Below are 26,431 nucleotides of genomic sequence, written 5' to 3' on the forward strand. Positions count from 1 at the left end.
AAGGCGTCACCGAGCGATAGGCGCTGTTGCCGATCACCAGAGCCGCCTTCTGGGCCGCCAGAGCCTCGCCCCCGACAAGCAGGCCGGCGAGCAGAAAAAGACCCCACATATAACGTCGCATCATCATGGCCCGACCGGTCTTATGCACCTTCGCAGAGTATCACCTTTTGTTAACACATCGAACGCGCGAAAAAGCACATCGAGCCCCCAGCACAATTTTGAGGAGCGATGGCTGTGGCAGGATTGTCACGCCGACCAACCGTCTCATGATTCAAGGCAATTTCGCCGATTTCACCCTTGCAACGAAGCAGCGCTTACGGCCATGAAGGCTGCCACCCAAGTGTTGTGTACGGGATCGGAGAGGCCGTGGATTTGCGCCAGGCAACCGCCATTGCGAAACAATTCATGCCACGGCCGGGCAAACCGGCCAGCCTCGCGGTTCTCGCCCTGCTCGCAGCAACCGGCACGGTCCAGGCAGGCGACGATTCGCAGCCCATGCAATTCAGCATCATTGCCTCCGGCAAATCCTGTCCGGGATGCGTGGTGATCAATGCCTCGGGCCAGATCGTCGACGAAACCTCGCGAAATTTTGCCGTCTTCCTCTCGCAGAACCGCCTGAGCGGTGTGCTGCCGGCGGAACCTGCGGACGGGCAATTCCCACCAAGCGATGCGACGAAGGTCATCATCGCTTTCGAGTCGATCGGCGGCAAGGTGCAACCTGCCCTGATCATGGGGCGCCGCATCCGCAAGGCCGGATGGACGACCGTGATCGGCCAGGCCCGCCTTCAGCGCGGCCAGCCGGTCTTCAATCAGGCCGGCTGCTTCTCGGCCTGCACCATGGTGATGCTGGGCGGTACAGCGCGTTTCGTCGTGCCGGGCTCGAAGGTCGGCGTGCACCAGTTCTCGCCGCAATTCACCGATGGCGAAAGCTTCGATGCCCGCGAAATGGGCCAGATCGTGCGTGACTATGGTCGCGAGGTCGTCAGTGTCTATGATTTCGTCAAGACTCTGGGGGTGAACGAAGCGTTCTTCACCACCACCCTGCGCACCCCCTTCAACAGCCTCGACGTACTGCCTGAAAGCCAGTGGATCCCGGTCGGGGTCGCCACGACCCTGCTGCCGGCCTCCGATGAACCCGTTACGACCTCGAGCCTGCTCACCGGCAGGGGGAACGAGCAGCCGATGGCCGCTGTCGCCAAGCCGAGCGTGGGGCTCAAGGCCTCGCCGGGCATCCCGCCGGCCGGCCACGGCCGCTGGACCCTCATCCAGGCCGCGGGCCTGCCGGCAACCGCGGAATTCGCCAGCGAGCAGTTCCGTGTCGCCCTCGCCTGCCGCGACAGCAAGACGGCGCGCCTCGAACTATCCTTCAAGGCCCTGGCGCCGCTCGATCTCGAACGTATGCGGGCTGCTGCCGTCTCGGCGCGATCGCTTAGAATTGCCGGGCGCCAGATTGCGATAGACAGCGTAGAGGCGGCCGGAAATGGCGAACAGAGTGTTGCCGCCCTGCTCGCCGCCAAGGATGTCAGGGATTTGCGCAGGAGCGGCAATCTCACCGTCGCCGTGCTCGACAAGGCCGGTGAGCCGGTCGGTCGATCGGAAGCGATCCCGACCGAAGACGCCTCGAAAACGCTCGACGACGCCATGGCGTCCTGCGGCGCCTGAGAGCCCGACGCCCCGGGACAGGCTGTGGCCTTCGCGGCCTCGCTGCGCCTTTTTTATGAGGCAGAGGCCTAATCCATCAGGAACGGCGCCGTCTCGCGCTTCAATGCAGCTTGTCGGCTTCCCAGGCTGCCCGCATGGCATCGTCGACCGAGGCGAAATGCGGCGACACATCGTCGGTGGTTTCCTCGGCGTGTGGCTTCTCCTCACGGATGACCAGCACAGAGCAGCCGGAATGGCGTACGATGGCGCTCGCATTGCAGCCAAGCAGATAGGTGGCGACACTCGGTTGGTGTGAACCGACCACCACGAGATCGGCCTGCTGTTCCTCGGCGATGGCCAGAACTTCGTGGTAGATGCCGCCGATCCGCACCACGCTCTGCACCTGGCCGCCCGGCAGCAGCACCGTGCGGGCGAGATCGGCGAGCGAGCCCTTGGCCTTTTCGGCGACTTCGCCTTCAAAGCTTACGGGCACCGTATCCAGCATCATCAGGGGCATGATCGGCACGACATGGACCAGGGTCAGCGTCGCGCCGGCGGTATCGGCAAGTTTCACTGCGCTGTCGATGGCGAGTCTGGCCAGTTTCAGATCTGCAATATCGACAGGAACGACGATCGACTTGAACATCTTGTCTACTCCCGTTGGCCGAGCTGACGCACAGAACAGAATAGACGTTATGGCGTCACGCCTCAGTTGAAAGAGCACGCCCCAGCCATCCTTGGACGGATGTACCTAATCGATATAGGGCCCCCTGACGAATTGCAAACGCTTGGGATGCCAAAAAGTTCAGAGCACACCGAGTTTTTTTTGCAGGGAAGACGATGAGGTTGTGTACTGAAACGTCAAGCGTTTCTCTGGGTAGATATAGCGGAAAGCCTTCTGCGCCATCAGTGCGCCTTCATGGAAGCCCGACAGGATCAGCTTGAGCTTGCCGGGATACCAGTTGATGTCGCCAATGGCGAAAATGCCCGGCTGCGATGTCTCGAAGGTCTCGGTGGACACCAGCACCAATTCGTCATTGTGCAAATCGAGCCCCCAGCTCGACACCGGTCCAAGCTTCATGGTCAGGCCGAAGAAGGGCAGCATGTGCTCGACCGGCAAGGTGTAGACCGTGCCGGAATCCTCGCGGATCACCGCACCCGAGAGCTGGCCATCCGCTCCCTCCAGGCCGACGACCTGCCCGAATTTCAGGTCCATCGCCCCCTCTGCAGCCAAGGCCCGCATCTTCTCCACCGAATGGGGAGCAGCCCGGAACGCATCGCGGCGGTGCATCAGGGTCACGCGCTTGGCGATGGGCTGCAGGTTCAGCGTCCAGTCGAGGGCGGAATCGCCGCCGCCGACGATCAGCACGGAGCGGTCGCGGAAAGCCTCCATCTGCCTGACGGCATAGGAAACCGACTTGCCCTCATAGGCTTCGATGCCCTCGATCGGTGGCTTCTTGGGCTGGAAGGAGCCACCGCCGGCGGCGATCACCACGGTCTTGGTCTCGAACACGTCGCCGGCATCCGTGGTGACGCGGAACAGGGGATCACCGATGCGCTCGATCGTGGAGATCATGCGCGACAGATGGAAGACGGGCGAGAACGGTTCGATCTGCTTGAGCAGATTGTCGACGAGTTCCTGCCCCGTCACGATCGGGAAGCCGGGAATGTCGTAGATCGGCTTTTCGGGATAGAGCTCGGCGCACTGGCCGCCGATCTTGTCGAGAATGTCGACCACATGCACCCTGATATCGAGCAGACCGAGTTCGAATACGGAGAACAGGCCGACAGGCCCGGCGCCGACGATGAGCACGTCGGTCTTGATAATCTCAGTCATGATCTGTCCGATAGGTGGTTCACAGCAGCTTCTAAAGCGTTTTGCGATTTGGCGGAATCGCCAAGAATCGCAAAGACGCGTCCGATCAAAGAGTGAGAGCAATGCAGCGTTTCCGTCTAAACGCGCTTTGCTCTAGGGCAGCAAGGCTGACCAAAGTCAACGAAGCGCATGCCCTCGTCAACTCCGCAATCATGATCAAATCAGCGCAGCTAGGGTGAGGCCACCGGAGACAGATCATGACCCGACACGAAACCAGCCTTGCCTATGCAGCTCGCATCGAACGGGTGATGAGCCATATCGCCGATCATCTCGACGACAGGCTCGAACTCGACGATCTGAGCGACATTGCCTGCTTCTCGCCCTACCACTTCCACCGCGTTTTCGTCGCGGTCACGGGAGAAACCGTGGCAGAGGCTGTGCGGCGGCTGCGCCTCCATCGTGCCGCCGTCGAGCTCAATCGCTCGCAGCACGCGCTGGTACGCATCGCCACCCGGGCAGGCTACGGATCGGTGGCGGCCTTCACCCGCGCTTTTGCGGCCTCCTATGGCTCGCCGCCGGCCGCCTATCGGCGTGCGGGCCAGGATCTGCGCCCGGTCCTTCAGCCATCAGGATCTCAAGCCATGACCCGTGCCACTGCTTTGCGCTCAACCCTGCACTATGACGTCACCATCGAGACTGTGCCCAAACTCCGCCTGGTCACCCTGCCCCATCGCGGCGACTACCAGAAGATCGGCGCCAGTTTCGAGCGCCTGTTCGCCTGGGCTGGCGGCCACGGCCTGCTGCGCCCAGGCGTCCGCATGATCGGCATCTATTATGACGATCCCGACAGCAAGCCTCTCGCGGAACTGCGCTCCGAGGCAGGCCTCGCCGTGCCGGAAGATAGCCCGCTCGCCCCGGATATGGCCTGGCGCGAGGTTGGCGGCGGCCCCGTGGCCCGGCTTGTGCACAAGGGCACCTATGCCGATCTCGATATCGCCTATGCCTATCTCTACCACAGCTGGCTGCCGCATTCCGGGCGTCAGCCGGGCGAGGCGCCCTGCTTCGAGGAATATCTCAACGACCCGCGTAGCGCGCCGCCGTCCGAATGGCTGACGGCCGTGAACCTGCCGTTGAAGTGACATCCATCCGGATCAGAGGCTGGCACCCAATCGAGTCAGCCAGCGGCGCCAGCTTGGTGCGACGTCAACCGCCACCTTGGTAAAATCGGCTTCGTCTCCGGCACGGTACTTTGCAACGGCAGCGAGAGTATCCGGGGAGACAACCAGCGAAGGACACGGCTTTGCCGGCTCCAGCGGGACCGAGCTGCGGGCGTTGAAGACGTAGCGCCCGCCGCAGCTTGCCACGGTTGGTTCCCGCCGCGTGGCTTCGAAATGATCATACCCTTCCTTCAGATTCAGCCAGAAGGCCAGGTCGGGGCCACTCGCGTTGACGGCCATGTTCCGGGCATGCATGCGGAAAGGAAAAGCCTGCACCTGAATGGTTTGCTGCCCGGCGTCCAGGGCGTCGCGCACCAGCGGATAGATTTCGTTGATGCCACCATCCGTCATGGCGAAACAGCCGACAGAGCGGCACGCGCCATGCACCATCAGGGCAGACCCGGTATAGCCAAGGGAACGTTCAAGCGAGTTGGGAAAGCCGAGGTTGAAGGAAAGGTAATAGGCCGAGCGCGGATTGAGCGAGGTTTTGGTCAGGGTATAGAACCCTTCCGGCGATTGACGGTCGCCTTCGCGCCTTTTGCGCCCGAGTTCACCCGACCAGCTACAGATGGGCCATGTCTTCAGAAGAGAAAAGCGCCCGTCTGCGCCTTTCTTCCAGATTTCAAGCTCGTTTTCGGCCTTGAATATGCGGATCAACACCGGATCGGCGCTCTTCATGCCTGCTTTTGCCATCACCGTTCGAACCGACATCGGTATGGGTTGAAGGTGACGCTGTTCGAGCGGAATACCAGGCGGAAGGGCGGCAAAAACAGGCGGTTTTTCATCCTTGAACGGCAGATGGAGCCCCGAGCGATCAAGCATCGCGGGCAAAGCCGTGAACGCTCCTGTCAGCGCAAGTATCGAAACGCCAATACCGATCATGCGCCTCGTCATTCCAACTCTATCATCTACATGAATCGACCCAGCAATCGCAGGCTTTTCCGGCGGATTTGTGATTGCTGCGGCCTTGGTGGTTACGGTCCCGCCCGGATTTTCATGGGAAATGTGCGGCGAACAAGTCGTCGCCCCGTCACTCCTCGTAGCTCACGACGATCTCCCCGATCCCCTCGCAGCTGCCGCGCAGGGTGTCGCCCGGCTTCACCGAGCTGACCCCGGCCGGCGTTCCAGTCATCAGGAGATCGCCGGGCGCCAGCGCCACATAACGCGACAGATAGGCGATCGCCTCCGGTACCGACCAGATCATCTGCGACAGATCGCCGGACTGCTGCACCTTGCCGTTGACCGTCGCCTCGATCCTGCCCTTGTCGGGGTGGCCGATGCGCGCCGCCGGCACGATGGCGCCGATCGGGCAGGACTGGTCGAAGCCTTTGGCAAGCTCCCACGGCCTGGAAAGCTTCTTGGCCTCGGCCTGGATGTCCCGGCGTGTCATGTCGAGGCCGACGGCATAGCCATAGACATGGTCGAGCGCCCGTTCGACCGAAATGTCCCGTCCGCCCCGTCCGATGGCGACCACAAGCTCGATTTCGTGATGCAGATCCGAGGTCTGGCTCGGAAACGGCAACAGGCCGCCGGGATTGACGGCATCGGCAGGCTTGGCAAAGAAGAAGGGCGGCTCGCGCGTAGGATCGGCTCCCATCTCGCGGGCATGGTCGGCGTAGTTGCGGCCGACGCACCAGATGCGCCGTACCGGAAAGACGGCGGCTTCACCGGCGACCGCTACGAAGGCCTGTGGCGGCGGTTCAATGACATAGTCCATCGCAAGATCTTCCTGGTTGATTGGAACGCTCCGGCTCATCGCGCCGACAAGCGCAAGTCAGTCGAACACTTCCCTCAAGCGCCTGACGATATCGGCCACACCGAACCTCACGGGATCCGTCGTGGGCAGGCCCTCGGTCTCGCCGATCTCGGCCAGGCAGGCCCTGGCAGCCGTCTCGTCCAGGGCCTGGGTGTTGACGGCGATACCGACACATTGAATGCCCGGATTGGTCAGGCGGCCATTGGCGATGGTGGCGTCGATGACGGCTCGAATGCTCGGCAAGGCGGCCGGCACACCACGCATGGTCGTGCGGGTCGGCTCATGGCAGACGACGAAAGCATCGGGCTGGGCGCCATGCAGCAGCCCGAGGGTCACGCCGGCGAAGGAGGGATGAAACAGGCTGCCCTGCCCCTCGATCACGTCCCAATGACGGGGGTCGGCATCGGGGCTGATCCATTCGGCGGCGCCGGAAATGAAATCGGCCACCACCGCATCCACAGCCACGCCCCGCCCCGAAATCAGGATACCGGTTTGCCCAGTGGCCCGGAAATCGGCGTCGAGCCCCTGGACCCGCATCTCCCGTTCCAGGGCAAGGGCAGTATATTTCTTGCCGACCGAACAATCGGTGCCGACAGTGAGCAGACGCAGGCCGCTGCGCTTGGTGCCCTTGCCGGTGGCAAAACTCTGGCCCGGGATACGCACATTGTGGAGCTGCCGGCCATGGCGCCGGGCGGCTTCGGCAATTTGCGGAAATTCCTCCAGCCGGCGATGCAGGCCCGAGGCGACGTCGAGCCCGGCTTCCAGCGCTTCGACGATCACGCTGATCCAATGCTCCGGCAGGACGCCGCCGGCGTTGACCACCCCGATCACCAGCGTCCGCGCGCCACGTCGAACACCCTCGCCAATGCCGATGTCCTCCAGCCCCAGATCCGCCCTGCACCCCGGCAGCCGCAACTGACCGAGGCACCAGTCCCTGCGCCAGTCGACGATACCGGCCGCGGTCTTGGCGGCAAGCTGGTCGGCCACGTCGCCAACGAACATCAGATAGGGCTTTTCGATCTGCATGGGGGCGGCGACCTTCCTGAAGATATGCGCGCAGTGGTTGCCGGGTCGCGCCGTCACACGCTATCCTATTGACTGCACAGAAATATTGGCAAAATGGCACGGGGCTTTTTGCGCATCATGCCCGAAAGATTAGTATGACCTCCAGTGATTCCCCCGCAAGAGCCCGTTTCGCAACTTGAAGCCCGAGCAGGACATAGACAACAGCGATCTGACCCAGACGGGTCCCGCTCGGCTGGCGCCAACAGGCGCCTGGGTCGCACGCAATTCGCGGCATCTGGAAAAACTCTCCGCGATCATGATCAAGGCCGCCCCGGCCAATACGGTGGTGGAGTTCGACCTGTCCGGCGTCTCGCAGCTCGACACGCTCGGTGGGGTCGTCATCGAGAATATCCGGGCGGCCTTCGGCGCGCGCAACTCCACGCTCGAGATCACCAATGCTACCGAAGCGCAGGCGATCCTGCTGGCGGAGATCGCGGCGCAGAACATTACGTCGCCCCCACAGCCGCCGGAAGCGCATCATCTCATCGAACTCCTGGCCGATCTCGGCCAGTCCATGCGCCGGATCGTGCATGATGCCGTGAACATGAATGTGTTCCTCGGCGAAACCATGCGCGCGATCGGACGCCTGCTTACGGCGCGTACACGCTTTCGCTGGGCCGCAGTGGTGAACCAGATCGAATTGATCGGCCTGCGCGGCGTGCCGATCATCGCGCTGATCTCCTTCCTCGTCGGCGCCATTCTGGCCCAGCAGATGATCCTGCAGCTGAGTTATTACGGTGCCACGCTGCTGGTGGTGTACACCCTGGCCGTGCTGATGTTCCGGGAAGTCGGCCTGCTGCTTGCGGCCATCATGGTGGCCGGCCGCTCGGGTTCGGCGATCACGGCCGAACTCGGCTCGATGAAGATGCGCGAGGAGATCGATGCCATGCATGTCATGGGCATCGATCCCATGGAAGTCCTGGTCATCCCGCGCATCCTCGCCTTGATCATCGCCCTGCCGATGCTGACCTTCCTGGCCGCGATGGCGGGTATGTTCGGCGGCGCTCTGGTGGCCTGGGGCTATGGCGGCATCACGCCCACCACCTTCCTGCAGAACCTGCGCGATTCGATGACCATGCACACTTTCCTGGTCGGCCTGATCAAGGCGCCGGTCATGGCGCTGATGATCGGCATTACCGCCTGCATCGAAGGTTTCAAGGTCCAGGGATCGGCTGAATCGCTCGGGCGTCAGACCACGGCCTCGGTGGTCAAATCCATGTTCATCGTCATCGTGGTCGATGGCCTCTTCGCCATCTTCTTCGCATCCATCAGTTTCTGACCATGGCGCCCCCAGACCAATCCCGCGAAACCATCATCTCCGCCCGCGACGTCCGCGTGAACTTCGGACCCCGATTCATCCTCGACGGTCTCAGCCTGGACGTCTACCGCGGCGAGATCCTCGGGGTTGTCGGCGCTTCGGGCACCGGCAAATCGGTACTGATGCGCACCATCATCGGCCTGGCGCCGCTTCACTCCGGACAGATCGAGGTCTTCGGCCTGGACTATCTCAATTTGCGCCCGCGCGAACAGCAGCGCATCGCCCGGCGCTGGGGGGTGCTGTTCCAGCAAGGCGCCCTGTTCTCCTCCCTGACGGTGAAGCAGAACATCCAGGTTCCGATGCGCGAATATCTCAAGCTCTCGCCCAAGCTGCTGGACGAGCTCGCCATGCTGAAGATCGCGCTGGTCGGCCTCAAGCCCGATGCTGCCGACAAGCGTCCCTCGGAACTCTCCGGCGGCATGATCAAGCGCGCGGCACTGGCGCGGGCGCTGGCCCTCGATCCGGACCTGGTTTTCCTGGACGAACCGACCTCCGGCCTCGATCCGATCGGCGCCGGTGAATTCGACGAATTGATCGCCACGCTCAGGCAGACACTCGGCCTGACCGTCTATATGGTGACGCACGACCTCGACAGTCTCCACGCGATCTGCGATCGCATCGTGGCGATCGGCGAGGGACGCGTGTTGGCCCAAGGCCCGATGGAGACCATGCTCGCTTCCGAACACCCCTGGCTGCGCGCCTATTTCCATGGCCCCCGTGCCCGCGCCGCCTTGGCGACCGCCAGTAACGGCGCCAGGAAACCGGGTTGAGCATGGAGACCGAGTTGAGCATGGACATCGAGCTGAACATGGATAGTGCCTGACCCATGGAAACACGCGCTCACAATGCCCTGATCGGCCTGTTCACGCTTGCAGTCGTCGCCGCAGCGCTCGGCTTTGTGGTCTGGTTCGCCCGCATCAGCGAGAGCCAGACGGTCCGGCGTTTCCAGGTGGATTTCGCCGGTTCCGTCACGGGCCTTACCGTCGGGTCGAGTGTCACTTTCAACGGTATCCGGGTTGGCCAGGTCGAAACGCTGGAGATCAATCCCAACAATCCCTCGGGCGTGATCGCCATCATCAGCGTCCGCGACAAGACCCCGGTGAAGGTCGACACTTCGGCGAGACTGGAATTCACCGGTATCACCGGCGGCGCCAACATCCAGCTCTATGGCGGCAAGCCGAACACCGAGGACCTCAAGCCCAAGGACGACCAGCAATATGCCGTGATCCAGGCCCAGCGCTCGGAGCTGCAGAACCTGGTCGATGGCGCGCGCGACACCATCACCCAGGCGGCCTCCACCATGAACCGCCTGGATGGCTGGATCGCCCAGAACGAGGGCAATGCCACGGCGACCATCCAGAACGTCCAAGCCTTCACCAAGGCGCTCGCCGACAATTCCGCCAATGTCTCCGACTTCCTGCACAGCACCGGCGAGGCTGCCCAGAGCATCAAGCGCGTGGCCGACAACCTCAACGGCATGACATCCGACCTGCAGGCCTTGCTCAAGGCGGTTTCACCCGAGAAGATCGATCATATCGTCAGCAACGTTTCCCTGGCTTCCGACAATCTGACGTCGTTCACCAAGGCCTTCGACGCCGCCAAGGCGCAGGCTGCCGTGGACAATATCACGGCCTTCAGCAAGACCCTGGCCGACAGCCGCGAGCCGCTGCAGGCGTTCGCCACCAATGCCTCCTCGCTGACGGCGCAGCTCAATGCGATGGCGCCGAAGCTCGATGCGGGCCTCGAAAACATCAACCGCATCACAGCTGCCGTCGATAGCGGGAAGGTCAACCAGGTGGTCGACAACGTCGCCGCCTTCACCGGAGCCCTCGGCCAGAACGCCGAAGAAATCACGGCTTTCGTCAAGGATGCCCGCAGGATTTCGGGCGACCTGTCGGCAATGACGCCCAAGCTTGCCGCTGCCTTCGACAGTTTCAACAGGGTCGCGACCGCGCTCGATCCGGCCAAGATCGACGGCGTCGTCACCAATGTGAACAAGTTTGCGACCACCCTCGGCGACTCCAGCGCCCAGGTCCGCCAAGTGGTCGCCGATGCCGGCGATATCTCCAAGAAGCTCAACCGCGCAGCCGACCAGCTCGACGGCATCATGAAGAACATCACCGCCATGACCTCGGGCCAGGGCGGCCAGGGCATGTTCGCCGAGATCACCGAAGCGGCCAAAGCCATCCGCCAATTCGCCACCAATCTCGACGCCCGTACTGCGGCATTGGCCAAGAATCTCGACCAGTTCACCGGTGCCGGTCTGCGGGATTATCGGCAATTGGCCGTTGACGGACAGAAAACCCTGCAGAATCTGCAGCGGACCCTCAACGGACTTCAGCGCAATCCACAACAGCTGATCTTCGGGCCGAAATCGAATATCCCTGATTACAAGGGTAAATGATATGCGTGGTGTCGGTATGCGTTCCCTCCTCCGCCCCCTGCCCGCCCGTCCGGCAAAGGCCCTGGCGCTCGCGGCAACCCTGCTGGCCGGCGGGTGCTCCACGCTGGCCGGTTCGCCACCGCCGGCCACCTATGACCTCAGCGCCCCCCGGGACGTCGAGGCACGCGGCAACAGCCGCGCCCAGATCATGGTGGCAGAGCCGACCGCGCTGCAGGCCATCAATAGCGACCGCATCCTGGTGCATAGCGCCAACAGCCAGATTTCCTATCTGCCTGCGGCCCAATGGGCCGACCGCCTGCCCGTGCTGGTGCAGGCCCGCCTGATTCAGACCTTCGAGAATGCCCACCGCATCGGCATGGTTGGACGACCCGACGACAAGTTCACGCCCGATGCCCTGCTGGTGACGGAACTGCGTGATTTCCAGATCGATGCCGGCACTTCGCCCGTCGCCGTGGTCACGGTTGCCGCCCGGGTGGTCAGCCAGAAATCGGGGCGCATCGTCGCCGCCAATCTGTTTTCCGCCCGTGTCCCCGCCGCCGGCTTGACCGATCAGCAGGCCTCCGCCACCCTCGATCAAGCCCTGCGTAAAGTGCTGATCGAGATCGTGGCCTGGACGACGGGCAAGGCATCCCTGGCATCATGATTTCGATTAGGATTTAATCATAATAGATTGAAACAAAAGGGATATCCTTTGATTCCCTTCAACCCGCCCCGGCGATCATGCCTCCGCCGCCTGCCGGTTCGATTCAGCTGAACAGCGCAGCCTTCTTGGTGAACGGCATGATCTCGATTTCGCCGAGAGTCAGGTGAGGCGCGAGTTCGCGTGCCTTCGGCGGGGCGGGCCGGTGTGCGACGGCGACCTCAACGTCCTTGTCCACCACCGCCTCAGGCTCGAGCCTGAGGGGAGCGGTAAAGATCGAGTGCTCCTCCTCCATCGGTTCCTCATCGATGAAGGTCACCAGCCCGGGAGGAGGTGCAGGCTCGAGTGCTTCCTCCACCACCGCCACCATGTCGAGCACCTTGTCTCGCTCGCTCTCCGGTATTGAAAGACCGGCAGCGCCATCGCCCTTGCCCGAAATTGCCGCCCATTTGTCGAGGCGATGCTGAGCCGTCTCCTCGCCGGCCGCCAGTTCCCTGTGCCAGCGCTGAGTAGCGAGGTGATTGGGCGGCAGGATCAGTTCCTGGCGCGGCACGTCCAGCGTCAGCAACGCCTCGGTCGCCTCCTCATCGAGTTCCAGGATCGGAAAGAGCTCTCCGGGTTCCGCCGTGCCGCCGCCGGTCGCGGAAACAGCCTCGTCTTGCTCGATGGCAGTGGCGCCGATCTCGCCTCCAGCCTGCTCGTCGGCCAGCTGGGTGAACGGGGCATCGGGGCTGTCAGGGCTCGCCAGGTCGGGCGGCAGACCCAAGGACGCGATCTCGGTTGCCGCAAGTTCGAGCCCTGCCCATCCCCGATCGGTGCCAGTGACTTCAGCCCCGTGCCCGGCAACCGGTTCAGCCTGCTCCGGTTCGGCGGTCGACGACGCCATCATCGTGGAAGCTTCCGCCTCGATCGGCTCTGCAACTTCGTCCTTGGGCGTATCTTCCGCCAGTTCAGGAGTCATGGCGGAACCAGCATCCACGCCATCCGATCCGGCTTCGGAAACGGATCCGGTGCTGTCTGTCTGGGTTGCCGCATCGCTCCTTCCGAAAACCGACGTCTGCTCTTCCACGCGGCGCTCGACAAGGGAGGGCGGAGCATTCCCCGGCGACGAAGCCACGCTGGCAGCAACCTCCACGGTTACCGGAGCCGATTGGGCAGCGGCGATCGCCTGCGCGATATCGGCCATACCGCGCGTGACCTCGTCACGGGCATCCAGCGCCCCGGCACTATGGACGAGACGCTCGAGACGGCGGATCGCCGCCAAGACCACTTCGGTGTCGGCATTGCGGTTTCGGCGGGCATATTCGGCCAGGAACCAGCGCCCCCGCGCCGTCTCCATCACGGCCGCTTCGATGGCGCCGTAATCCTCTTCGCTGAGCAGCGTTTCGGGCGAAAGCGATTGCATGAAATGGCCCTCGTCAACTGGCACAGGCGGGCGTAAGAGAATCAACGAATCGTCGTTGTCCTGATTCTCACCCCATATAATCCAAAGCGCCCGCCCGGAGCCAATCCTGTGCGGTTGTTTTCCCCCGATGTCGCTGATTTCCTTCAAGGATTGGAGCGTCTCACGCAAATCTGCGATCGCAGCCAGCGTGACCTACGCCCTGTTGCTCTCCGGCCCCGGCGTCTACACGCCCTTCTTTCCCCTTTGGCTGGTCGAGCGGGGCTTCGATGCCAGCGATATGGGCCTGCTGCTCGCCATCCCCATGCTGATGCGCGTGACTTCGGCCCCCTTCGCCTGGGTCGGCGACGGTCCGCTCGGCCCACGCCGCACCTTTCTGTTCATGGTGTGCTGCGCGGCCTTCGGTTATGCCGGCCTCACTTTTGCCGAGAGTTTCACCGCGGTCGCCATCAATCTGGCCATCGCCTTTGCCTTCGTGGCCGCAACCACGCCCTTGCTCGACACCATCGTTCTGGGCGGTGTCAGCCTGCATGGCCATAAATACGGCCAGATCCGGCAATGGGGCTCGCTCGCCTGGCTCGTTTCAGGACTCACCGCCGGTCTGGTGCTGAAGCATCTGCCGATCACGACGGTGCCGCCGATTCTGGCGATCCTGGCGGCACTCACGGTTTTCGCCGGCCTGTCCCTGCCGGACGATCGCAGCCGCGGCCGGCGGCTGGTCATGCGGCCGGCATCGGAAGGCACCTCGCCCCCGCTCAAGCTGATGATCGTCTTCGTTGCCGGCATTGCCTGCCTGCAGGGGGCCCACGCCTTCCTCTATAGTTTCGGCACGCTGATCTGGCAGGATCAGGGCTTTTCTTCCCTGCAGATCGGCGTGCTCTGGGCCATCGGCGTGGTGCTGGAAACCAGCGTCTTCCTGTTCGGCAGCAATATTGCCGGGCGGCTCGGTCCCTACCGCCTGATCCTGTTCGGCGGAGCTGTCGGCATCACACGCTGGATCCTGCTGGGCCTTGCTCCCGCCAATGGCTTCGCCGTGGCCGGGCTCCAGGCCCTGCACGGCTTTTCCTTTGCCTGCGTGCATCTGGCCACCATGGGATGGGTCGCCCGCTTCACGCGCAATCCCTCGGCGCGCCAGGGCGTGGTCGCCTCGGTCATCGGCATCGGCCTCACCCTCGGCACCGTGATGTCCGGCGAACTCTACGGTCTGTTTTCAGCCCATGGCTATTTCGCCATGGCCCTGATCGCCATGATCGGCACCGGCCTGGTGGTCGTCGCCGGTACGATCGAGCGCAGGAGTGGCGCTCAGCCCCAGAGCCCGGCTTCGGGTGGATAGACGGTGCTGCCGTCATAGCGCAGGCCGGGTTCCCGGTCGCGGGCGAGCAGCAGCGGCCCGTCGAGATCGACGACGACGGCCTGGCCGGCAAGCAGCAATGCCGGGGCCATGGCTAGGGACGTGCCAACCATGCAGCCGATCATCAGGTCGAGCCCCAGCGAACGCGCCTGCCCGGCCAGCGCGATGGCTTCGGTAAGGCCGCCCGCCTTGTCGAGTTTGATGTTGATGGCGTCATAGCGTCCCTTGAGGCTCGGCAGCGACGCGCGGTCATGCAGGGATTCATCGGCACAGACCGGCACGATCCGCTCCACCTGCGCAAGGGCGCCATCATCCCCGGCCGGCAGCGGCTGCTCGATCAGCGTGACGCCGGCCTCCGCGCAGGCGCGCAGATTGGCCGCGAGATTGTCGGCCCGCCAGCCCTCGTTGGCATCGATGATCAATTGCGACTGAGGGGCATGGCGGCGGACGGCGGCGATGCGCGCGGCATCATCGGGCGTGCCGAGCTTGATCTTGAGCAGTGGCCGATGCGCGGCCGCTGCCGCTGCCTCTGCCATGGCCTCCGGCTCGCCCAGTGAAATCGTATAAGCGGTGGTCAGCGGGCCGGGTTCGGCCAGGCCCGCCATGGCCCAGGCCGGCTTGCCGGCAAGCTTGGCCTCCAGATCCCACAGGGCGCAATCGATGGCGTTGCGGGCGGCACCGGCTGGGACGAGGTCCTGGAGAGCGGCACGCGACAGCCCGGCCTCGATCGCCCCACGCCGTGCCTCGATCGCCTCGACCACGCCTTCTACCGTCTCGCCATAGCGCGCATAAGGCACGCATTCGCCGCGTCCCCTCAGGCCATCGCGCGAGATCTCGACGACGACCACAACGGCCTCCGTCTTGGATCCGCGGGCAATGGTGAAAACGTTGGCGAGCGGCCAGCGCTCCACGGCGACGGAAAGATGCGCGGCCATGGCGAAGATCAGGCCTGCTTTTCGGGCGTGTTGACGATCAATCCGTCGAGATTGTCGCGAACGCGGATCTGGCAGGAGAGCCTGGAGGTCGGGCGCACGTCGAAGGCGAAGTCCAGCATGTCCTCCTCCATCGGCTCGGGCTCACCGACCAGAGGCATGAAGGCCTCGTCGACATAGACATGGCAGGTGGCACAAGCGCAGGCGCCGCCGCACTCGGCCACGATACCCGGAATGCCGTTGCGGATCGCCGCCTCCATCACCGTCGAGCCCGGCTCGGCCTCCACCTCCCGGCTTTCGCCGGTGTGATCTCGGAATATGATTTTGACCATCGTCCATCTCAGCTTTCTGACAAGCGTTCTATATAGAGCGCATTGGCAAGGTTCCAGTCCGGCCCCGTCGAGATTGCACGCGAGGCGGGCTTTCCGGACGCTCCACTTTTCACCAACGCGGTCCCAATCCCGGGAAAACCTCGAATTTGCCTCATTTTCGCGCGATTTCGACGTGGTAAAAAAGTCGTTAACGATGCTGCTGGAAAGCGTGCCGAAGCGGTTTCCATTCCCAGCCGTGCAGGATAGGATTTCAAGCTGGCAGCATTGTCCTTCGCATAGGCGGACCGATGCGAACCCCATTTCGCCTGGGATGGGGGCCGAAACAGGTGCAGCGATTTCAGCCTGGGGTCGTCCGGATCCCAGGCGGGCGGCGTTGAATTGAGTAGCGTGAGGCAGATTATGGCGAACAAGTCGAAGATGCAGGATCCGGCGGATGCCGCCCTGTCTGCGATCGAGGAAGCACTCAATCTGAGCACGGCTGCTTCACAGACGCCTGACAAGGAGCCCGCGCAGCTGCCCAAGGCCGACGAGGGCTTCAACTTCGAAGTGGAACCCGAGCCACAGGAACCACCGGCCGCCGCACCTCGCGTCGAAGACAAGCCTGCTGCCGACCGCCCGCTCGCCCGTGAACCCCGCTCGCCCGCCAATGACGATCGCGCCAGCGTTGGCCAATTGCTGCAGGCCCTCCAGCGCCGCCCCTCGCGCACGCCCTATTGGACCGCCCTCGCCCTTTCCGTCGTCTGGCTCGCCGGCGGCGCCCTGCTTCTCAGCATCCTCGGCAACCTCAACCTCGCCAACCTGTTCCAGGCTTCGACCTACCAGGCCAATCCGGGCCTGGCGCTCGGCATTCTCGCCGTGGTGCTGCCGCCCTTCTTCTTCTTTGCCGTGGCCGGCCTGATCTGGCGCTCTCAGGAAATGCGCTTCGTCACCCGTTCGATGACGCAGGTCGCCCTGCGTCTGGCGGAGCCTGAAGGAGCCGCGGCCGAGGCTGTCACCTCCGTCGGCCAGGCCATCCGCCGGGAAGTCGCCGCCATGGGCGACGGCATCGACCGCGCCCTCGCCCGCGCCAGCGAACTCGAGATCATGGTGCATAACGAGGTTTCGATGCTCGAGCGCTCCTATACGGAGAGCGAGCAGCGCATCCGCTCGTTGGTGGACGATCTTTCGACCCAGCGCGAAGCCATCGTCGGCAATGCCGACCGCGTACGCTCGGCCATCGTGGTCGCTCATGACGACCTGACCCTGGCGCTCGGCTCCGTCGCCGGCCGCATTTCCTCGGAAGTCTCCGAAGCCGGCCTGCAGGTGATGCGCTCCTTCGGCGAGCGCGGCAGCCAGCTCACATCGGAACTCGCCAAGGTCGGCGACCACATGGTCGGCGCCATGGCCGATCGTGGCAATTCGCTGATCGACCGCATGACGACGACGGCCCAAGACGTCAACAAATCGCTGTCGAGCTCGTCCGAGCAGGTGACCGAGCAGCTCAACCGTCGCGTCTCCGAGATCACCGAACACCTGACCTCGACCTCCAACCAGGTCAACGAGAACTTCGCGACCCGCGCCAACGAGATCAGCAACACGCTGTCCTCGCGCGCCCTCGAGCTCAACGAGACCCTGACCACCAGCAGCCAGCGCATCGTCGACGACATCGTCGAACGCGGCACCGCGGTCAACGACACGCTGGTGCGCACCGGTTCGGGCCTGACCAATGCCTTCGCCGAGGGCACCGACGTGGTGGTCAGCTCCATTCGCGATACCGGCGCCAAGATGGTCGAGCAGATCATCGGCTCCGTGGCCGACGTTAACAGCACGCTGCGCTCGACGGGCGATGCCATTCTCGGCGACTTGCAGAACCGCGGCATGGACGTCGCCGGCAAGCTCGAGAGCACGGCCACCCAGATCGCAGAGATCATCACCACCCGCGGCGGCGACCTTGCCGATCGCCTCACCCAGACCGGCGAGCGCATTCACGAATCCATCGTGGTCGGCGGCGGCGACATCGATCGCAGGCTGGCAGCGACCGGCCAGACCATCGTGGCCAACATCGAAAAGCGCAGCACCGAAGCCGAGTCTGCTGTCACGGCATCGGCACAGCGCCTGCAGGCCGTGCTGGAAGAGGAAGGCACACAGCTTTCAGCCCGTATCAACACGGCCGCCCGCGACGCTTCCGGCATTCTCGCCATTGGTGGCGACACGCTGACCCGCGTCATCGGCGAGCGCAGCGCTGCCGCCGTCTCGCAGATCAATTTCGGCGTGTCGCGGCTCGAGAACACCGTCGAAACCCAGACCAATGCCTTCGGCAAGGCCCTCGCCGAACGGCTGGACAGCCACGAGAAGCGCAGCCAGGAGATCGCGGACAATCTGCATACGCGTCTCGACGAGCGCCTGTCGGGCCTGGAATCCCGCAGCCTCGACCATGCCCAGAAAGTGCATTCGGCCCTGGACGACACGCTCAAGGGCTTCGATACGCGCTTTGCCGAAAGCGCCGGCACCATCCATGCCGGGCTCGACACCCGCATGTCCGAATTCGAGCATCGCTTCAAGTCGCTCTCCACCCTCGCCCATGCCGATCTCGACCGGCGCCTGGGCGAATTCGAGGTGCGCTTCGCCACCAATATCCAGAACAACCGTTCGGGCCTCGACGATACGCTCAAGGGCTTCGAGCAGCGTTTCAACGCCAATGCCGAGCAGGCGCATGGTGCTCTCAGCCAGCGCCTCGGTGACTTCGAGCAGCGCTTCGGCACCAATGCCGAGGATATCCACGCCTCGCTCAGCCAGCGCCTCGGCGACTTCGAGAAGCGCTTCGGCTCGGGCGCCGACAGCATCCATGCTTCGCTCAGCCAGCGCCTCGGCGAATTCGAAGAGCGTTTCGGCGCCGGCGCCGAGACTATCCACACCACGCTCAATCAGCGTCTGGGCGACTTCGAGAAGCGCTTCGGCTCGGGCGCCGACAGCATCCATGCCTCGCTCAGCCAGCGCCTCGGCGAGTTCGAGCAGCGCTTCAGCGCCGGTGCTGAGGATATTCACACCACGCTCAATCAGCGTCTGGGCGACTTCGAACAGCGCTTCGGTGCGGGTGCCGATGACATCCACGCCGCCCTCAGCCAGCGTCTGGGTGACTTCGAGCAGCGCTTCATGTCGGGCGCCGGCGACATCCAGACCGCCCTTTCGCAGCGCCTCGGCGAGTTCGAGCACCGCTTCATGTCGGGAGCGGGCGGCATCCAGACTGCCCTCGCCGACCGCATGAGCGAATTCGAACAGCGCTTCATGTCGGGAGCGGGCGACATCCAGACCGCCCTCGCCCAGCGCATGAGCGAGTTCGAACAGCGCTTCGGCTCCGGTGCTCAGGGGATCGAGACCACGCTCAACCAGCATCTGGGCGAGTTCGAGAAGCGTTTCGGTTCCAACGCCCGCGACATCCAGACCACGCTCAGCCGCGAGCTGGGTGGTTTCGAACAACGCTTCGGCGCCAGCGCCGATCAGGCCCAGGCCGCGATCGAGCAGCGCATCAGCGATTTCGAGCAACGCTTCGGCGCCAGCGCGGACCAGGTTCAGGCCTCGGTCGACAAGCGCCTGGGCGAGTTCGAACTGCGCTTCGGCTCCAGTGCCAACGGCGCTCAATCGGCTCTCGACCAGCGCCTGGGCGAATTTGAACAGCGCTTCGGTGCCAGTGCCGAGGATGCGCATGGCCGGATCGACACGCGCCTCAACCAGTTCGAGCAGTATTTCGCCGGCAGCGCCAATGACGCCCATACCCTGCTCGATACCCGCCTCAATGATTTCGAGCGCCGCTTCCAGCTGATGGCCTCGACGGCCGCCTCGAATTTCGAGAACCGCATCAGCGACTTCCAGGCCAGCTTCAGCGACACGCTGCAAGCCAACCAGGCCGATCTCGCCGCCCGTCTCGGCGATTTCCAGAGCCGCTTCAACGGAGATGTGCAGAACACCCAGGCCGCGCTCGACGACAGCCTGGCCGCCTTCGAGATGCGCTTCGCCAGCAACACCGCTCTGGTGCGCTCCTCGCTCGACCAGCGCTTCGGCGCCTTCGAGACGCATTTCCTCAACAACTCCTCCGTCTTGCAGGACGCACTCGACGAACGTCTGGTTACGCTGCAGGCGCAGGTCGCGGCCAATACCGACGTCATCCATGGCGCGATTGCCGATAAGCTCAACGCCTTCGAGACCAAGTTCCAGTCGAACGCGACCACCATCCACGCCACGCTGGACAATCAGCTCAAGGCCTTCGAGGATGGCATGAGCCAGCGTATCGGCGAGGTGAACCAGTCGCTGGGGCGCCAGATCTCCGAGCTCGACGACATCGTCAGCAACCGCGGCCAGGCCCTTGCCGCCCGCATCGGCGACGATTCCCGGGCCCTCAGCGACGACCTCGCCCAGAAGCTGCTCGGCTTCGAGAGCTCAATCCGCCTGCACGGTACCCGCCTCACCGACCAGGTGCAGGGTCACACCGCCCAGGCAGCCGAACTGCTGGGCGGCAAGCTCGAAGCCTTCGATGCCCGTTTCGGGACCCACACGGCCTCCGTTGCCCAGACGCTGGAAGAAAAGCTGGCGGCACTGGACGGACAGTTGTCGGATCTCGATGACCGCCTGACCACCAAGGCGAGCGACGTCGCCCAGGCCATCGAGGGCCGCCTCGCCCGGATCGATCAGGGCCTGGACAGCCGCGCCCGCTTGCTCAACGAGACCCTGGCGACCCGCACGCTCGAACTCGCCAAGCTCCTCGGCGAAGGCGGCAAGGAAGTCGGCGCCACGCTGGAAGCCAAGGCCCGCGAGGCCAGCGACCTGCTCGACGGCCGCGCCGCTGCCATCGGCAGCGTGCTCGACAACCGCGCTTCCCAGATCAGCGACCTCCTGGATGGCCGCAGCAGTGCCATCGACGAATTGCTGGGCGGCCGCGCCACGCAGATCAGCACCCTCATCGACGAGCGTACCCAGGCGATCGGCACCCTGCTCGACGGGCGGGCCCGCGAGATCACCTCGCTCATCGACGGCCGCAGCGCGGCGCTCACCGAGACCCTGTCGCGCCGCGCCGACGACATCGTCGTGGCGCTCGGCAACAAGGGTGCCGACCTGACCGAAACGCTCGGCGCCCGCGCCGAGGACCTGACCTCGCATCTCGACAGCCGCTCCTCGCTGATGAGCAACGACCTGACGGTCAAGGCGGCCGAAATCGCAGCGCAGTTCGACAGCAAGACCACGGCCATTGCGGACGCGCTGTCCAGCAAGGTCGGCGAAATCGATCGCGCCCTCAGCACGCGTGCCGACGACATCGCGCACACGCTCGACTCGCGGATCACCCGCTTCGAGCAGGACGTTCTCGGCCGCCTTGCCGATCTTTCGGACTCGCTCGACTCGCGCGGCCTGCATATTGCCGACACCCTCAGCGAGAAGGTGCAGAACGTCTCGGTCGACCTCCTGCAGAGCGTCGCTTCGGTCGATGCCACCCTGAGCCGCCTGTCCGGCGACGTCAGCGTCAAGCTCGGCGAGCGTGCAGAGGAGATCAATGCCCTGCTCGACACCCGCGCCAACGCCATGGCCGGCCTGCTCAGCGAACGCGGTCAGCAGTTGATCGACACGCTGAACCAGATCTCGGGCGATGTCAGCACGCAGTTGCGCGACAAGACCAGCGCCCTCGCCAGCCTCCTGGGCGCCCGCTCCGGCGAGATCGCCCGGATTCTCGACGAGCGCGGCCAGTTCCTGGCGGAGACGCTGTCCACGCGCAGCACCAGCATGTCCGGCGAACTCGGCGATATCGCCGAGGCGATGGCCAAGACTCTCGACGAACGCAGCCGGTTCCTGGTCGACGCCCTGTCGACCCGCAGCACCAGCATGTCGAGCGAGCTCGGCGACATCGCCGAGACGGTGGCCAAGGCGCTCGACGAGCGCGCCGGCCAGCTCGCCGAGTTGATCGGCCAGAAGGGTGGCAACCTGGTCGAGGCTCTCTCGACCAAGCGTTTCGAACTCAGCCAGGCGCTGGAGGCTTCGTCGCAGGCCCTCTCCTCGTCCATCGAGACCAAGGCCAGCCAGGCGATCGGCGATCTCGGTTCGCTGCAGGCTCGCCTGCGCGAGGAAATCACCGCGCTGCTGGATCGGGTTGCCGGCACCAACACCGCCCTGCAGGAATCGCTCGACAACTCCACCAAGGCCCTCGATGCCATCGAGGGTGGCCTGGCCGGCCGCCTGCGCGACTTCCAGTCGACCATGCTGAGCCTGGCGGACCAGACCAGCGGCGCGACCGATCGCGTCGGCGACCAGGTCTCGACGTTGCGCGACCTTGCTGCCCACGTCATCAGCGATGTCGGCACCATGGCCAATCGCCTGGAGGAGCAGAGCGGCCACCTCAGCAGCGCCGCCGCGGTCCTCAGCGATACGCAGGCCCGTGTCGACCATGCCCTCGATGAACGCCGCGCCACCCTGGAGGCCCTGGTCTCCACCGTTGGCGGCAAGGTCGAGGCGATGGAAGCGATGATGAAGTCCTTCGCCGAGGTGATCGAGGAAAAGCTCGCCAATGCCGAAAGCAAGGCGCGCCAGACCAGCGGCCTGCTCGCCGACAACGCCAACACCACGGCCCAGGCCATCGCCGACCAGTTCGAGCTCATCCGCGCCACCACCGGCAAGGAGCGCGACCGCACCTCCACGGCCCTCAAATCGACCTATGAGCAGGCAGTGCAGGAAATCTCCGGCCTGTTCGGCAGCGCCACCGAGCGTTTCGCCGAAGTGGCCCAAGAGATGCGCGGCATGACCCAGACCGTGAAGCAGGAGCTGGAAGCCACCCGCTCCGAGCTCAAGCGCGGCCTCCTGGAGATCCCGAAGGAAACCTCGGACTCCACCGCGACCATGCGCCGTGTCGTGGCCGAGCAGATCCAGGCCCTCAACGACCTCGCCGATATCGTCAGCCGCTCCAGCCGCTCGCTCGATATCGCCGAGCCGACCGACCGGCCGATCCCTGCCCCGCTCCGGCTGCGCGAGCGCGCCGACGTGACGGCCGACGCCCCTGCCCGCCGGGCGGAAATGCCGCGCGCCGGCACGCTGCCTCCGGTGCCCGAACTGAAGCCCGCCGCTCCGGCCCGCAGCACCGCTGTGGCAGCACCCGCCTCGCGAGGGGAACGTCGCGGTACCGGCTGGCTCTCGGAAGTGCTGGCCCGCGCCTCGCGCGAAGAGCCCGAACCGGCTCCCCAGGCCAACACGCCCGCCGTGATGGCCTCCTCCCTCGATACTTTGTCGGTCGACATCGCAAAGATGGTCGAGCATGACGCCGTCGCCGAGGTTTGGGACCGTTACCGTCGTGGCGAGCGCAACGCCTTCTCGCGCCGGCTCTACACGCTGCAGGGCCAGCAGGCCTTCGAGGAAATCCGCCGGCGCTATCGGCGCGACGCGGACTTCCAGGCGACGGTGGACCGCTACGTCCAGGAGTTCGAACAGCTCATCACCGAAGTGGACCGCGAGGATCGCAGCGGCAACATGGCCCGGACCTATCTCACCGCCGATTCCGGCAAGGTCTATACGATCCTGGCGCACGCAGCCGGCAAGCTCACCTGAGCCCGGCTGGAAACGACCTTTCTCAACTGCCTGGTTGAGCATGGAAAAGGCCCCGAAATCCCGGGGCCTTTTTTCGTTGTGTCGGCAGGATGGCTGCCATGCCGAAGCCGGGCTTGCGCTGAAGCTAGGCGCCGCTATTGTCCGTCAATCCTCAGCCAACATGCCGACGCCCGGCTTGCAGTGAGACGTTTGCGATGGGTGACGCCCTGCTCCATCAGTTCCATGCCTTGCTGGCGGTCTATGCGCTCTACACCGTCGCCGTCGCCAGCCCCGGCCCGAGCAACATGGCCATCATGGGCGTGGCCATGGGACAGGGGCGCCTGCCGGCGCTGGTACTGGCTTCCGGCATCATGACGGGCTCGATGATCTGGGCAATGCTGGCGGCCACCGGGGTTTCCACCTTGCTGGCTGCCTATGCCAACGCCATCACCGCCATCAAGATCGGCGGTGGGCTCTATCTCCTCTATCTGGCCGTCAAATCGGCGCGTTCGGCCTTCAAGGCCGGCCAGGACGAAACCAGGCAAGAACGGGGTCCGATCGACTACCGCCGGCTCTACTGGCGTGGCCTGATGCTGCATCTGACCAATCCGAAGTCGATCCTGGCCTGGATCGCCATCATGTCGCTCGGCCTGAAATCGGACGCTCCCGGCTATACGGCCCTGGCCATCATCGTCGGCTGCGCCATGATCGGACTGACGACCTTCGGCGGTTACGCCCTGGTCTTTTCCGCCCGCCCCATGGTTCGCCTCTATCAGAAGGCGTGGCGCTGGATCGAAGCCACGCTGGCATTGTTCTTCGGCCTGGCCGGTATCCGCCTGCTGCTGTCGCGGATGTGAGTCCGGACATCGCCTGGTCATAGGCCGCGCGCCGGGCTCCAACCTTGATAGTCAAACCGGCAGGCTGGCACGGCCCTGCTTGACCGCACTGGCTGGCGCAGGCGTGGTCTTTGCCCGGCTGCAGGCATCCACCACATTGGCGACGAACTGGTGGGCGCAGGCGTCCCAGGAATATTTCAAGGCCTCCGCCCGGGCGTCCGCGGGTTTGAGGTCGAGGCAGGCGCGCGCCGCGACGGCAAGGTCGTTGTCGAGGATGCCGGTCCTGCCGGAGCTGATCACGTCGATCGGCCCCGTCACCGGAAAGGCTGCCACCGGCAGGCCGCTGGCCATCGCTTCGAGCAGGACGATGCCGAATGTATCGGTCAGGCTCGGGAAGACGAAGACATCCGCCGAGGCATAGGCCCTCGCCAGGTCCTCTCCCTCCAGCATGCCGGCAAAATGGACGGCCGGATAGCGCAAGCGCAGCATCTCCAGGGCCGGCCCACCGCCAACCACCACTTTCGAGCCGGGCAGGTCGAGATCGAGGAAGGCCTCGATGTTCTTCTCGACCGCAACCCGGCCGACATAGAGGAAGATCGGTCCCGGCAGGTCGAAGATGCGCACCGGTCTTGGCTGGTACAGTTCGGCATCGACCCCGCGAGACCAGCGCATCAGCCGCTTGAAGCCGCGGGCCGCCAGTTCACGCTCGAGGGCCGGCGTAGAGACCATCGTCCCTGCCCCGGCATTGTGGAAACGCCGGATCCAGCGATAGCTCCAGTCGAGCGGTACCGGAACGCGCGCGGCGAGATATTCGGGAAAGCGCGTGTGATAGCTGGTGGTGAAAGGGCGTCCCTTCTTCAAGCAGGCCCGGCGGGTCAGCAGGCCGATCGGCCCTTCGGTGGCGATATGGACATAATCCGGCTTCTCGGCCTCGATATGCCGCTCGATAGCACCGAGCGGCGGCATGGCAAGGCGGATTTCCGGATAGGATGGCATCGGCACCGACCAGAAGCGATCCGGCGCCAGGAAGTCGATTTCGACGCCCTGTCGCGATGCAGCCGCAGCCGTCTGCTCCAGGGACCGGACGACGCCGTTCACCTGCGGGCGCCAGGCATCGGTGGCGATCAGGATCTTCATGGGACCGGCTCAGGCGGCGCGCTGAGGAACCAGCGTCTCGTCCTGGAGGGCCGGAGGCTTGTCGGCCTGCCGGACCAGTTCGCTCCAGCGCACCAGTTCGAAACGGCCGTCGAAATGCTCGACGATCGCGGTGCAGCTTTCGACCCAGTCGCCGGAATTGATGTAGGTGACGCCATCGAGGTCGCGCAGCGTGGCGTGGTGGATGTGGCCGCAGATGACCCCGTCGCAATTCAAACGCTTGGCTTCCTTGGCCAGGGTTTCCTCGAAATGGCCGATGAAGCTGACGGCGTTCTTCACCTTGAGCTTGGCCCAGGCGGACAGCGACCAGTAGGACATGCCGAGGCGCCGGCGAATGGCGTTCAGCCAGGTATTCACACCCAGGGCCGTGACATAGGCCCAGTCGCCGAGCAGGGCCAGCCACTTGGCGTGGCGCACCACCACGTCGAAGGCATCGCCATGCATTACCAGGTAGCGCTTGCCATCCGCTGCGACATGCACGGTCTGCTCGATGACCTCGATGCCCCCGAAGTGATGTCCGGGGAAATCGCGCAGGAACTCGTCGTGATTGCCCGGAATATAGACCATGCGCGCGCCCTTGCGGGCCTTGCGCAGCAGCTTCTGCACCACGTCGTTGTGGGCCTGCGGCCAGTACCAGCCGCTTTTCAACTGCCAGGCATCGACGATGTCGCCGACGAGGTAGATCGTCTCGGCGTCATAGGCGCGCAGGAAGTCCAGCAGCATGCCGGCCTGGCAGCCACGCGTCCCCAGATGCACATCCGAGATAAAGAGCGCTCGGTAGCGCGTGCCTTCGCTGTCGCTGTTCATGGCACCATCCTCGCCTGGCCCAAAAAACCTGTCGTCGAAACGAAGCATGAGAACGCGGCGCTTGCTTTGATGCGCTTTGCTGCAGACATCAGCGAAATCGACGACGCATCCTGATTGTCACAAACACGATTCAGTTCATGGTTTTATGACAGGCGACATGTCCGAGGGGGATCGCTGCCCATTCGCCCGCTTTTTCTCTGATGGCGTCTTGAGCCGAGACGAAAAC

General features: G+C 64.3%; 19 protein-coding genes. 9 read left to right on the forward strand and 10 right to left on the reverse strand.

Annotated elements, in window-relative coordinates; genetic code table 11:
* The first annotated feature begins 405 nt into the window (after nucleotides 1-405).
* Nucleotides 406-1,662 carry a hypothetical protein gene (locus tag QM672_RS28190; RefSeq protein ID WP_394309313.1) on the forward strand — a complete coding sequence of 419 codons (1,257 nt, stop codon included), beginning with the start codon at nucleotides 406-408 and terminating at the stop codon, nucleotides 1,660-1,662.
* A 100-nt stretch (nucleotides 1,663-1,762) separates the two neighbouring features.
* Here the strand turns inward: QM672_RS28190 and QM672_RS28195 are convergent, their stop codons facing one another.
* Nucleotides 1,763-2,287 carry a universal stress protein gene (locus QM672_RS28195; RefSeq protein WP_311940318.1) on the reverse strand — a complete coding sequence of 175 codons (525 nt, stop codon included), beginning with the start codon at nucleotides 2,285-2,287 and terminating at the stop codon, nucleotides 1,763-1,765.
* Between the two features lie 159 nt (nucleotides 2,288-2,446).
* Nucleotides 2,447-3,478, reverse strand: coding sequence for an NAD(P)/FAD-dependent oxidoreductase (locus QM672_RS28200; protein ID WP_311940320.1), 1,032 nt, complete (start codon nucleotides 3,476-3,478; stop codon nucleotides 2,447-2,449).
* Nucleotides 3,479-3,714: 236 nt separating this feature from the next.
* Between QM672_RS28200 and QM672_RS28205 the strand changes: the two genes are divergently transcribed.
* Complete coding sequence (locus QM672_RS28205) at nucleotides 3,715-4,596, forward strand: AraC family transcriptional regulator (protein ID WP_415086594.1); 882 nt, start codon at nucleotides 3,715-3,717, stop codon at nucleotides 4,594-4,596.
* A gap of 12 nt (nucleotides 4,597-4,608) precedes the next feature.
* On the opposite strand, the gene QM672_RS28210 is transcribed toward QM672_RS28205, so the two are convergent.
* From QM672_RS28210 to dgcN, 3 genes are all read right to left on the reverse strand, one after another.
* Nucleotides 4,609-5,556 (reverse strand): L,D-transpeptidase family protein, encoded by a 948-nt coding sequence (locus QM672_RS28210; protein WP_415086596.1) that lies wholly within the window; start codon nucleotides 5,554-5,556, stop codon nucleotides 4,609-4,611.
* Nucleotides 5,557-5,704: 148 nt separating this feature from the next.
* Nucleotides 5,705-6,391, reverse strand: a complete 687-nt coding sequence (locus QM672_RS28215; RefSeq protein WP_415086598.1) for a fumarylacetoacetate hydrolase family protein — start codon at nucleotides 6,389-6,391, stop codon at nucleotides 5,705-5,707.
* A gap of 57 nt (nucleotides 6,392-6,448) precedes the next feature.
* The gene (gene dgcN / locus QM672_RS28220; protein WP_415086630.1) at nucleotides 6,449-7,456 is read right to left on the reverse strand and encodes an N-acetyltransferase DgcN; all 1,008 of its coding nucleotides are present in this window, start codon (nucleotides 7,454-7,456) and stop codon (nucleotides 6,449-6,451) included.
* A 295-nt stretch (nucleotides 7,457-7,751) separates the two neighbouring features.
* Here dgcN and QM672_RS28225 point away from each other — a divergent pair, with 295 nt between their 5' ends.
* The 4 genes from QM672_RS28225 to QM672_RS28240 are packed head-to-tail and all read left to right on the forward strand — an operon-like array spanning nucleotide 7,752 to nucleotide 11,860.
* Nucleotides 7,752-8,774 carry an MlaE family ABC transporter permease gene (locus tag QM672_RS28225; RefSeq protein ID WP_311940329.1) on the forward strand — a complete coding sequence of 341 codons (1,023 nt, stop codon included), beginning with the start codon at nucleotides 7,752-7,754 and terminating at the stop codon, nucleotides 8,772-8,774.
* A 2-nt stretch (nucleotides 8,775-8,776) separates the two neighbouring features.
* Nucleotides 8,777-9,583: an ABC transporter ATP-binding protein gene (locus QM672_RS28230; RefSeq protein WP_311940331.1), complete on the forward strand. Its 807-nt coding sequence runs from the start codon at nucleotides 8,777-8,779 to the stop codon at nucleotides 9,581-9,583.
* A gap of 56 nt (nucleotides 9,584-9,639) precedes the next feature.
* Nucleotides 9,640-11,217, forward strand: a complete 1,578-nt coding sequence (locus tag QM672_RS28235) for an MlaD family protein (RefSeq protein ID WP_367622541.1) — start codon at nucleotides 9,640-9,642, stop codon at nucleotides 11,215-11,217.
* 16 nt (nucleotides 11,218-11,233) lie between these two features.
* The gene (locus QM672_RS28240; protein ID WP_415086601.1) at nucleotides 11,234-11,860 is read left to right on the forward strand and encodes an ABC-type transport auxiliary lipoprotein family protein; all 627 of its coding nucleotides are present in this window, start codon (nucleotides 11,234-11,236) and stop codon (nucleotides 11,858-11,860) included.
* A gap of 103 nt (nucleotides 11,861-11,963) precedes the next feature.
* Here the strand turns inward: QM672_RS28240 and QM672_RS28245 are convergent, their stop codons facing one another.
* Entirely contained in the window at nucleotides 11,964-13,409 is a 1,446-nt protein-coding gene (locus QM672_RS28245) for a hypothetical protein (protein ID WP_367622540.1), read from the reverse strand.
* On the opposite strand from QM672_RS28245, the gene QM672_RS28250 reads away from it, so the two are divergent.
* A complete protein-coding gene (locus QM672_RS28250; RefSeq protein ID WP_415086602.1) occupies nucleotides 13,390-14,592 on the forward strand; it encodes an MFS transporter in 1,203 nt (400 codons plus the stop codon). The two genes, QM672_RS28245 and QM672_RS28250, sit on opposite strands and share 20 nt — an antisense overlap.
* On the opposite strand, the gene dgcA is transcribed toward QM672_RS28250, so the two are convergent.
* Complete coding sequence (gene dgcA, locus QM672_RS28255) at nucleotides 14,562-15,545, reverse strand: N-acetyl-D-Glu racemase DgcA (protein WP_415086603.1); 984 nt, start codon at nucleotides 15,543-15,545, stop codon at nucleotides 14,562-14,564. The two genes, QM672_RS28250 and dgcA, sit on opposite strands and share 31 nt — an antisense overlap.
* An 8-nt stretch (nucleotides 15,546-15,553) precedes the next feature.
* Nucleotides 15,554-15,874 carry a 2Fe-2S iron-sulfur cluster-binding protein gene (locus tag QM672_RS28260; protein WP_068298777.1) on the reverse strand — a complete coding sequence of 107 codons (321 nt, stop codon included), beginning with the start codon at nucleotides 15,872-15,874 and terminating at the stop codon, nucleotides 15,554-15,556.
* A 399-nt stretch (nucleotides 15,875-16,273) separates the two neighbouring features.
* On the opposite strand from QM672_RS28260, the gene QM672_RS28265 reads away from it, so the two are divergent.
* Together QM672_RS28265 and QM672_RS28270 are read left to right on the forward strand one after the other, a co-directional pair.
* On the forward strand, nucleotides 16,274-23,428 hold the full coding sequence (locus tag QM672_RS28265; RefSeq protein ID WP_415086605.1) for a hypothetical protein: 7,155 nt from the start codon (nucleotides 16,274-16,276) through the stop codon (nucleotides 23,426-23,428).
* Nucleotides 23,429-23,622: 194 nt separating this feature from the next.
* A complete protein-coding gene (locus QM672_RS28270; protein ID WP_415086607.1) occupies nucleotides 23,623-24,264 on the forward strand; it encodes a LysE family translocator in 642 nt (213 codons plus the stop codon).
* Nucleotides 24,265-24,315: 51 nt separating this feature from the next.
* Here QM672_RS28270 and QM672_RS28275 read toward each other — a convergent pair whose 3' ends face one another.
* Together QM672_RS28275 and QM672_RS28280 are read right to left on the reverse strand one after the other, a co-directional pair.
* Nucleotides 24,316-25,380 (reverse strand): glycosyltransferase family 4 protein, encoded by a 1,065-nt coding sequence (locus tag QM672_RS28275; protein ID WP_415086609.1) that lies wholly within the window; start codon nucleotides 25,378-25,380, stop codon nucleotides 24,316-24,318.
* Between the two features lie 9 nt (nucleotides 25,381-25,389).
* Nucleotides 25,390-26,205 carry a UDP-2,3-diacylglucosamine diphosphatase gene (locus tag QM672_RS28280; protein ID WP_367622534.1) on the reverse strand — a complete coding sequence of 272 codons (816 nt, stop codon included), beginning with the start codon at nucleotides 26,203-26,205 and terminating at the stop codon, nucleotides 25,390-25,392.
* Nucleotides 26,206-26,431 lie beyond the last annotated feature (226 nt).

The sequence above is a fragment of the Labrys sp. (in: a-proteobacteria) genome (genome assembly GCF_047605565.1).
Classification (GTDB): domain Bacteria; phylum Pseudomonadota; class Alphaproteobacteria; order Rhizobiales; family Labraceae; genus Labrys; species Labrys neptuniae.

What these genes read in the sequence shown, in the direction of transcription:
- QM672_RS28205 (WP_415086594.1), top strand. Translation starts at nt 3,715, where the DNA reads ATGACCCGACACGAAACCAGCCTTGCCTATGCAGCTCGCATCGAACGG.
- QM672_RS28275 (WP_415086609.1), bottom strand. Translation starts at nt 25,380, where the DNA reads ATGAAGATCCTGATCGCCACCGATGCCTGGCGCCCGCAGGTGAACGGC.
- QM672_RS28230 (WP_311940331.1), top strand. Translation starts at nt 8,777, where the DNA reads ATGGCGCCCCCAGACCAATCCCGCGAAACCATCATCTCCGCCCGCGAC.
- QM672_RS28215 (WP_415086598.1), bottom strand. Translation starts at nt 6,391, where the DNA reads ATGGACTATGTCATTGAACCGCCGCCACAGGCCTTCGTAGCGGTCGCC.
- QM672_RS28200 (WP_311940320.1), bottom strand. Translation starts at nt 3,478, where the DNA reads ATGACTGAGATTATCAAGACCGACGTGCTCATCGTCGGCGCCGGGCCT.
- QM672_RS28195 (WP_311940318.1), bottom strand. Translation starts at nt 2,287, where the DNA reads ATGTTCAAGTCGATCGTCGTTCCTGTCGATATTGCAGATCTGAAACTG.
- QM672_RS28225 (WP_311940329.1), top strand. Translation starts at nt 7,752, where the DNA reads ATGATCAAGGCCGCCCCGGCCAATACGGTGGTGGAGTTCGACCTGTCC.
- QM672_RS28250 (WP_415086602.1), top strand. Translation starts at nt 13,390, where the DNA reads ATGTCGCTGATTTCCTTCAAGGATTGGAGCGTCTCACGCAAATCTGCG.
- QM672_RS28235 (WP_367622541.1), top strand. Translation starts at nt 9,640, where the DNA reads ATGGAAACACGCGCTCACAATGCCCTGATCGGCCTGTTCACGCTTGCA.
- QM672_RS28280 (WP_367622534.1), bottom strand. Translation starts at nt 26,205, where the DNA reads ATGAACAGCGACAGCGAAGGCACGCGCTACCGAGCGCTCTTTATCTCG.
- QM672_RS28240 (WP_415086601.1), top strand. Translation starts at nt 11,234, where the DNA reads ATGCGTTCCCTCCTCCGCCCCCTGCCCGCCCGTCCGGCAAAGGCCCTG.
- QM672_RS28270 (WP_415086607.1), top strand. Translation starts at nt 23,623, where the DNA reads ATGGGTGACGCCCTGCTCCATCAGTTCCATGCCTTGCTGGCGGTCTAT.
- dgcN (WP_415086630.1), bottom strand. Translation starts at nt 7,456, where the DNA reads ATGCAGATCGAAAAGCCCTATCTGATGTTCGTTGGCGACGTGGCCGAC.
- dgcA (WP_415086603.1), bottom strand. Translation starts at nt 15,545, where the DNA reads ATGGCCGCGCATCTTTCCGTCGCCGTGGAGCGCTGGCCGCTCGCCAAC.
- QM672_RS28265 (WP_415086605.1), top strand. Translation starts at nt 16,274, where the DNA reads ATGGCGAACAAGTCGAAGATGCAGGATCCGGCGGATGCCGCCCTGTCT.
- QM672_RS28190 (WP_394309313.1), top strand. Translation starts at nt 406, where the DNA reads ATGCCACGGCCGGGCAAACCGGCCAGCCTCGCGGTTCTCGCCCTGCTC.
- QM672_RS28210 (WP_415086596.1), bottom strand. Translation starts at nt 5,556, where the DNA reads ATGATCGGTATTGGCGTTTCGATACTTGCGCTGACAGGAGCGTTCACG.
- QM672_RS28260 (WP_068298777.1), bottom strand. Translation starts at nt 15,874, where the DNA reads ATGGTCAAAATCATATTCCGAGATCACACCGGCGAAAGCCGGGAGGTG.